Here is a 7,215-nt window from a genome sequence, read left to right on the forward strand (position 1 = left end):
AGCCGCGACCTCACCCGCCCGGCGGCGGTGCGCGAGTAGGTTCGGACCATGGAGCCCGAGGCGTACGGGGCGACGGGGGCGTGGCAGGCGGGGCCGCCGGCCGCGGACCCGCTGGCGGAGCCGGCGTGGCGCCGGACCCGGCTGGCCTCGCTGCTGCAGCTGGCGAGCCCGTTCGTGTTCACGGCGACGCTGCTGGCGGGCCTGGTGTGGGAGATCCCGACCGCGCGCGACCCGCACGGCTACGGCCAGATCTTCGGCTTCCTCGGCTCGGTGGTGCTGCTGCTGGTCGTCGTGATCCTGGCCGCGCTGGCCGCGGGGCTGGTGCGACGACGCAGCGAGGGCGGTGCGGTGCTGGTGGCGGTGCTCGCGTGCGTGGCCGCGGTGGAGTCGCTCGGCCTCGCGACCGGGTTCCCGTCCGGGATCGGGGCGCTGGTTCCGGTGCGGGTCCTCACGATCCTCGTCGGGGTCGTGTGGCTCGCGGTCTCGGTGTGGTGCGTCGTCGCCGCGGTGCGCACGTTGTCGGCGGTCCGCGACTGAGGGTGCGCGCGCCGTCGCCCCGTACCAGACTGGTTCGCATGTACCCACCGGGACCGATCGGCGTCGGCGAGGGCGATGCGGGCGTGACGTACAGCGGTGTCTACGTGGCGGCTGAGCGCGAGCGGGTGATGGCCGCGCTGGTGGAGATGCGGTTCACCGGCTACCTGGGCCCGCAGGAGGGCGACTGGGTGCTCGCGGTCGCGGGCAACCCGCTCGGCAAGGTCGCCGGCAGCAAGCGGCGCATCGACGACGTCGCCCGTGACCTCGCGGCCGAGCTCGGCGTGGTGACGCTCGCGGCGGAGGTCGACAAGGACGAGCGGCTGAAGCTGTGGGCGTTCGACGGCGACGACGCGATGCCCGCCTACGACTCCGACCCCGACGGCGACGAGCCCGGCGGGATGATGCTCGACGACTTCGGCAACCCCGTGATGCCCGCGGGTGGTGGCGGGTTCGTGGACGTCGAGATGGTCGCGGCTGCGCTGCTGTCGACGTTCGAGGTCGAGGACGAGGAGGAGCGGCTCACCGAGCTGCTCGCCGAGGACCTCGGCGAGGACACCAACGAGTCCGAGCGGCTCACCGGCATCCTGCGCGTCCTCGGGCTGCCGACGTGGATCGTCTCCTCCGACTCGCTGCCGCGCCGGGTGCCCGGAGGGCCGGACAAGCACGAGGTCACCCGGCTCGGCGCCGGCCGGACCGGGGTCCGGGGTCGTCTCCGCGAGGCGCTGTGGAAGCCGGTGCGGCCCTCGCCGAAGAAGGACGACTGAGCGTCAGCGCGGCCGTGCCGCGGCGGTGAGCACCGTCGTCAGCACCAGCGGGTCCGGCGGCGCCGTCGTCGCGACGACGTCGACCCACCAGACCCGCTGCGGGAAGCCGCCGCGGCCGGTGGGGAAGGCACCGGTCTCGACGGCGGCGCCCGGGTCGTGCCGCAGCGTCACCCGGCCGCGGGCGCCGGCGACCTCGACCGTGCCGGCGGCGCTCGCACCTGGCTCGGCGAGCACCGGGAACCGCTGCCTCACCCGCACCGGGGCGCTGGTCTCGAAGGCGTCGGTCACGGTGACGACCGCGCCGTCGCGCTCGATCGTGCGGACCAGCCGGACGAGTGCGGGGTGCGGGTAGGCGGCGGTGAGGTCGAGCACCAGCCGCTCCCGGCCGCCGTCGAGCGCGACCTCGAGGACCTCGGCGCGCGCCTGCTCGCCCTCGGCCTGACGCACCTCGTCGAGCAGCGGGACCGGGTGCCCGTGCGAGCCGGTGGCGGGGCTGGCGTAGCGGCGCGGCCCGAAGTACTCGCGGTCGTAGACGCCGCGGCCCGCGTCGCCGACCAGCAGCTCGCCGTCGACCGCGAGCGCGAACGAGCCGAGGTCGTTGTGGTTGTGCGGCTCGCCGTTGTGCCCGGCGCGCGCGGCGAGACCCACCGGGCTGCGCTCGCCCTGCGGCACCACGAGCCACTGCGCACGGGGGAACCACAGCGGGTGGCGGGGCGCGGCGTCCCAGACGCGCTCGGCGCCGTCGAGGCGGGCCAGCCCGTGCAGCGCGAGCGCCCACCGGCCGCACTCGTCGACGACGTCGGGCGCGACGACGGCGGGGTCCGGGCGGGCGAGGCCCCCGTAGCGGCGGGCCGCGAGCGCGAGCAGGCCCTCGCTGATCGCGTCGGTGACGTGGGTGTCCGCGAACGGCACCACGACCCGCCCGCCGAGGAACGCGCGCGACGGCCAGCGGGCCGCCTCCGCGGCGTGGCCGGGCGCGGCGACCGGGTCGGGCCCGAGCGCGGCGTCGAGCGCCTCGCTCGCGACGAGGTGGTAGCCGAACCCGTAGGTCCAGTAGCCGAAGCCCTCGACGCAGACGCCGTCGTCGCCGTAGCCGTCGAGCGAGCGGCGCAGCGTGGCGCGCAGCCGCGGCGCGAGCGCGGCCGCGTGGCCGGGCTCGCACACCTGCAGCACCGCGAGCGCGACCGACCCCGCACACACCGACGCCCAGTTGGTCGGTGAGTCCTCCCACCACCAGCGGTGGCTCTCGTAGGGGTCGATCACCCGCGCACGCACGAGCGTGCGGGCGCGGCGCACGACGGCGTCCGGCAGCCGGGGGCCGAGCAGCCCGGTGATCTCGGCGAGCGCCGAGGCGGTCTCGGCGGCGAACAGGTCGACGACGTGCTCCGGCGGGACCTCGCCCCGCCGGTCGACATGGGCGGGCAGCGCCCACTGCGGCTCGTCGCAGATCGCGACCACCGTCTCGGCGAGCGCGCGGGTGTCGCGCTCGGGCTCCAGCAGCGCCGCGAGCGCGAGCGCCGCGAGCCGCCGGCGGCGCTGGAAGTAGCGGCGCTCGAAGCCCGCGCGGTCGCCGGTCCGCTCGAACTCGAGGTAGCTCGACGCGGGCAGCGCCGCGACCGGCTCGGCGGCGAGCACGTCCGCGAGCAGCAGCAGCGCCTCGACCTGCGGGAGCGCCTCGCGCCGGTCGCGCAGCCGGCGCCAGGTGGCGGGGTCGGCGGCGGGGCCGCAGGCACGCACGCCGAGCGGGGTGGCGGGGGTGGCGGGCGGCATGACTCCTCGTCGGGTCGGACGGCGGCCAGCATGGCAGAGCCTCGGAAGTGTGATGTACGACCCTTTTCAACTATCAGGCCTTTGGTCCCGCCGAACCGGATACCTCTGTCCCCCACAATGCGGCCATGACGCAGGCCGCCACCAAGCCGAACCGGGGTCCCGCGGCCGCCGCCGAGAACCGCGCCGCCCTGCTGGCCGCGGCGCGGCGCCTGTTCGCCGAGCGCGGCTACCACGTCCCCCTCAGCGCGATCGCGCGCGAGGCAGGCGTCGGGCAGGGGAGCCTGTACCGCCACTTCCCGCAGCGGGAGCTGATCGCGGCCGCGATCCTCGAGGAGAACCTCGCGGTCCTGGAGCGCTCGGGCGGGGACTTCGCGGAGATCTGGCGCACCGTCGTCGAGCAGCTGGCGCACAGCGGCGGCTTCGTCGAGACGACCCTGGGCAGCGTCGACGCCCCGCGGACGATCGACATGGAGCGCCGGTTCTGCGAGGTCGTCGCCGAGCCGCTGGCGCGGGCGCAGCAGGCCGGCACGGTCGCCGCCGACCTGCGGGTCGCCGACCTGGTGCTGGTCATGCGGATGCTGCTCGGTGCGATCGGCGTCGAGAAGGACGTCCCGTCGCGGCGTGCGGCGGCGGCGCAGGTGCTCGCGCTGGTCGGGCGCGGGCTGGAGCTGGACGAGGGTGAGTGAGATGCGGGTGCAGGGCGCGGTGCTCGTCGTCACCGGCGGCGGGAACGGGATCGGCCGGGAGGTCGTGCTCGAGCTGCTGCGCCGCGGCGCCCGGGTGGCCGCCGTCGACCTCCGCGCGGACGCGCTCGCCGAGACGGCCGCGCTGGCGGCGGCGGGCGAGCGGCTGAGCACGCACGCCGTCGACGTCACCGATCGCATGGCGGTCGGCACGCTGCCGTCCCAGGTGGTCGCCGCGCACGGCCAGGTCGACGGGCTCCTCAACGTCGCCGGGATCATCCAGCAGTTCGTGCCGTTCGCCGAGCTCGGCTACCCGGAGATGGAGCGGGTGCTGGCGGTGAACCTGTGGGGCGTGCTCAACACCTGCCACGCGTTCCTCCCGGTGCTGCTGGAGCGGCCGCGCGCGTGCATCGTCAACGTGTCGAGCATGGGCGGGCTCGCCCCGGTGCCCGGCCAGACGGTCTACGGCGCCAGCAAGGCCGCCGTCAAGCTGTTCAGCGAGGGCCTCTACGCCGAGACCAGGGGCACCGGCGTCGCGGTGACGACCGTCGTCCCCGGCGGCGTCGCGACCGCCATCGCCGACAACTCCGGCGCCGCGATGCCCGGCCAGGACGAGCGCGCGGGGGCCATGGCGGCCCGGCTCACGACGGCGCCCGACGCCGCCCGCCAGATCGTCGACGGCGTCGAGAGGGGCGCCTTCCGCGTCGTCGTCGGCGGCGACGCCAAGGGCGTCGACCGGCTCTCACGGCTCGCGCCGCGCAAGGCCGTCGAGCTCATCGCGTCGAAGATGAAGGCGCTCACGGCCGCCTGAGCCCAGCGTTCTCGCGGAGGCCTCGGAAGAAGGCGCGGACGTCGTCGACGAGGAGGTCGGGTGCTTCCACGGCGGCGAAGTGACCGCCGCGGTCGTGCTCGGTCCAGTGGACGACGTGGTGCTCGCGCTCGACGACGCGGCGGATCGCGGGGTCGGTGGGGAAGACCGCGACGCCGGTCGGGACGGTCGAGCGCGGACGCGGACCCTGCTCGGTGGCGCGGACCTCGTAGTAGAGCTGGGCGGCCGAGCCGGCGCAGCCGGTGACCCAGTAGAGGGTGACGTCGGTGAGCAGGTGGTCGAGGTCCACGGCGTCGTGCGGGAGCGGCGCGGCCGGGTCGGTCCAGTCCCAGAACTTCTCGAGCATCCAGGCGAGCAGCCCGACCGGTGAGTCGGTGAGCGCGGGCGCGAGCGTGTGGGGGCGGGTCCCCTGGATCGCCGCGTAGGCGGTGCCGTCGCGCCAGATCCGCTCGGTGACCGCGAGGCGCTCGCGCTCGCGCGGGGTGAGGGCGGCGACGTCGTCGGGCAGCAGCGCGGGGCGGGCGAGGCCGCCGTGGACGTGGACGCCCACCACCCGGTCGGGCGCGAGCCGGCCCAGCTCGGGCGAGACGATCGAGCCGGTGTCGCCGCCCATGGCGCCGAAGCGCTGGTAGCCCAGGCGGGTCATCAGCTCCGCCCACGCGCGTGCGATCCGCGCGTGGCCCCAGCCGGTCTCGCGCAACGGTGTCGAGAAACCGAACCCGGGCAGCGAGGGCACGACGACGTGGAACGCGTCGGCCGGGTCGCCGCCGTGGCGGCGCGGGTCGGCGAGCGGGCCGACGACGTCGAGCATCTCGACGACGGAACCCGGCCAGCCGTGGGTGACGACGAGCGGCAGCGCGTCCGGCTCGGGCGAGCGGACGTGCAGGGCGTGGATCGGCTGCCCGTCGAGGGTGGTGAGCAGCTGCGGGTGCTCGCTGAGGCGTGTCTGCCAGGTGCGCCAGTCGTAGCGGTGCGCCCAGTGGTCGGCGACCTCGCGCAGGTAGGCGACGGGCACGCCGCGCTGCCAGCCGACGTCGGGCAGGTCGGGCCACCGGGTGCGCTCGACGCGCTGGCGGAGGTCGTCGAGCGCGGCGTCGGGCACGTCGACACGGAACTCCTGGAGGGTCACGTGCGCTCCTCTCGGGCCACCCGGCGGGCGGCGTCGTCCCATCGCCTCACGGGTGCGTGTCGCGGATCAAGGGGACAGGCCCGGAAACTTGAGTCGTTCACGATGCGGACCTACGGTGGTGGGGTGACCACCACCGCCCCGATCAGCGACGCCGCGCTGCTGCGCGAGCACGGGCTGCGGGTCACGGCAGGGCGGCTCGCGGTGCTCTCGGCGCTGGGGCGGTCGCCGCACGTGGACGCCGAGACGATCCGGCAGCGGCTGGGGCACGCTGCGCCGAGCCTGCAGGCGGTGCACAACATCCTGGCCGACCTCACCGAGGCGGGGCTGGTGCGGCGGTTCGAGCCGGCGCGCTCGCCCGCGCGGTACGAGCGGCGGGTGGGCGACAACCACCACCACGCGGTGTGCCGGCGGTGCGGCGAGGTGTTCGACGTCGAGTGCGTGGTCGGCGAGGCGCCGTGCATGAGCGGCCCGACGCCGTCGGGCTTCGCGGTGGAGACGGCGGAGCTGATCTTCTGGGGCGTGTGCGCGGCCTGCGCCGCGCAGGGGTGACGGGCTCGATCGAGTGCGCCCGGACCCCCGGCCCCCGCTGGCGCAGCGTCGCGACCCGTTCTAGTCTTGAGTCATTCACGACAAGGGTCGATCGCGAGCGGCGGTCCCCGGAAGGGAAGACAGCATGGCTGAGAACGAGACCAACGATGAGGGCGTGACCGCGTCGGAGAAGCTGAAGGCGAACCTGCAGCGGGTGCTGGTCAACCTCGTGGACCTGCACGTGCAGGGCAAGCAGGCGCACTGGAACGTGACGGGCCGTGGGTTCCGCACGCTGCACCTGCAGCTCGACGAGCTGGTGGCGGCGGTGCGCGAGCACAGCGACGTCATCGCCGAGCGGATGCGCGCGCTGAACGTGGTGCCGGACGGGCGCGCCGAGACGATCGCCGCCACCTCCGACCTCGCGGACTACCCCGCTGGCCTGGTGAACGTGAACGAGACGATCGATGCCGTGACGGCCCGGATCCGGCAGGCGGTGGCCGTGGTGCGCGAGGTGCACGACGACGTCGACGCCGAGGACCCGACCTCCGCCGACCTCCTCCACGCCCTCCTCGAGGACCTCGAGAAGCACGCGTGGATGATCAGCTCCGAGAACCGGGAAGCCTGAGCCCCGAGACCCGTGCCGAGCGGCCCGGTCCCCCGTGAGGGGCCGGGCCGTTCCGCGTTCGAGGACCGGACAGACACTACCGCTGTTGTCACCTGTCGGTTACCGTGGTGGGGTCAGGACGAGTCGGGGGGCCTGACACTCGCCGGGGGCCCAGGCAGGGGGCCGGCGGCGGCGTTGCTCGTTCGTTCGGGTACGCCGCCGCCGCCTGTGGGAGTCGCCTAGGTGTACTCGGTCAGCACGTTGGTGACAGTCGGCTGATCGGTGGCTTGCCTCCGCAGGCGGTGTGGGCTCGAGCGTAGTTGTAGTGCTTGAGCCATGGGGCCAGCGCGTCGGCTCGGGCGGTGTTCGAG

The 7,215-nt window shown here is 75.0% G+C and carries 8 protein-coding genes and 1 pseudogene; 6 read left to right on the top strand and 3 right to left on the bottom strand.

Annotated features, from left to right (window positions below):
* Window positions 1–48 precede the first annotated feature (48 nt).
* Both GPA02_RS14630 and GPA02_RS14635 read left to right on the top strand, forming a co-directional pair.
* A complete protein-coding gene (locus GPA02_RS14630) occupies window positions 49–537 on the top strand; it encodes a hypothetical protein (RefSeq protein ID WP_156200927.1) in 489 nt (162 codons plus the stop codon).
* A 38-nt stretch (window positions 538–575) separates the two neighbouring features.
* Complete coding sequence (locus GPA02_RS14635; RefSeq protein WP_156200929.1) at window positions 576–1,301, top strand: hypothetical protein; 726 nt, start codon at window positions 576–578, stop codon at window positions 1,299–1,301.
* Window positions 1,302–1,304: 3 nt separating this feature from the next.
* Here the strand turns inward: GPA02_RS14635 and GPA02_RS14640 are convergent, their stop codons facing one another.
* Window positions 1,305–3,071, bottom strand: a complete 1,767-nt coding sequence (locus tag GPA02_RS14640; protein ID WP_156200931.1) for a heparinase II/III domain-containing protein — start codon at window positions 3,069–3,071, stop codon at window positions 1,305–1,307.
* Window positions 3,072–3,196: 125 nt separating this feature from the next.
* On the opposite strand from GPA02_RS14640, the gene GPA02_RS19030 reads away from it, so the two are divergent.
* Together GPA02_RS19030 and GPA02_RS14650 are read left to right on the top strand one after the other, a co-directional pair.
* The gene (locus tag GPA02_RS19030) at window positions 3,197–3,757 is read left to right on the top strand and encodes a TetR/AcrR family transcriptional regulator (protein WP_193567874.1); all 561 of its coding nucleotides are present in this window, start codon (window positions 3,197–3,199) and stop codon (window positions 3,755–3,757) included.
* Between the two features lies 1 nt (window position 3,758).
* Complete coding sequence (locus GPA02_RS14650; protein ID WP_156200961.1) at window positions 3,759–4,565, top strand: SDR family NAD(P)-dependent oxidoreductase; 807 nt, start codon at window positions 3,759–3,761, stop codon at window positions 4,563–4,565.
* On the opposite strand, the gene GPA02_RS14655 is transcribed toward GPA02_RS14650, so the two are convergent.
* Window positions 4,552–5,712 carry an epoxide hydrolase family protein gene (locus GPA02_RS14655; RefSeq protein WP_240134067.1) on the bottom strand — a complete coding sequence of 387 codons (1,161 nt, stop codon included), beginning with the start codon at window positions 5,710–5,712 and terminating at the stop codon, window positions 4,552–4,554. The genes GPA02_RS14650 and GPA02_RS14655 overlap by 14 nt on opposite strands.
* 123 nt (window positions 5,713–5,835) lie before the next feature.
* Here GPA02_RS14655 and GPA02_RS14660 point away from each other — a divergent pair, with 123 nt between their 5' ends.
* Together GPA02_RS14660 and GPA02_RS14665 are read left to right on the top strand one after the other, a co-directional pair.
* A complete protein-coding gene (locus GPA02_RS14660) occupies window positions 5,836–6,261 on the top strand; it encodes a Fur family transcriptional regulator (protein WP_240134068.1) in 426 nt (141 codons plus the stop codon).
* Window positions 6,262–6,385: 124 nt separating this feature from the next.
* Window positions 6,386–6,865 carry a Dps family protein gene (locus GPA02_RS14665; RefSeq protein WP_156200937.1) on the top strand — a complete coding sequence of 160 codons (480 nt, stop codon included), beginning with the start codon at window positions 6,386–6,388 and terminating at the stop codon, window positions 6,863–6,865.
* Between the two features lie 232 nt (window positions 6,866–7,097).
* Here GPA02_RS14665 and GPA02_RS14670 read toward each other — a convergent pair.
* Window positions 7,098–7,215 (bottom strand): annotated as a pseudogene (locus GPA02_RS14670) (IS481 family transposase); the annotation flags it as partial.

Source organism: Actinotalea caeni (assembly GCF_009733795.1).
Lineage (GTDB): Bacteria > Actinomycetota > Actinomycetes > Actinomycetales > Beutenbergiaceae > Pseudactinotalea > Pseudactinotalea caeni.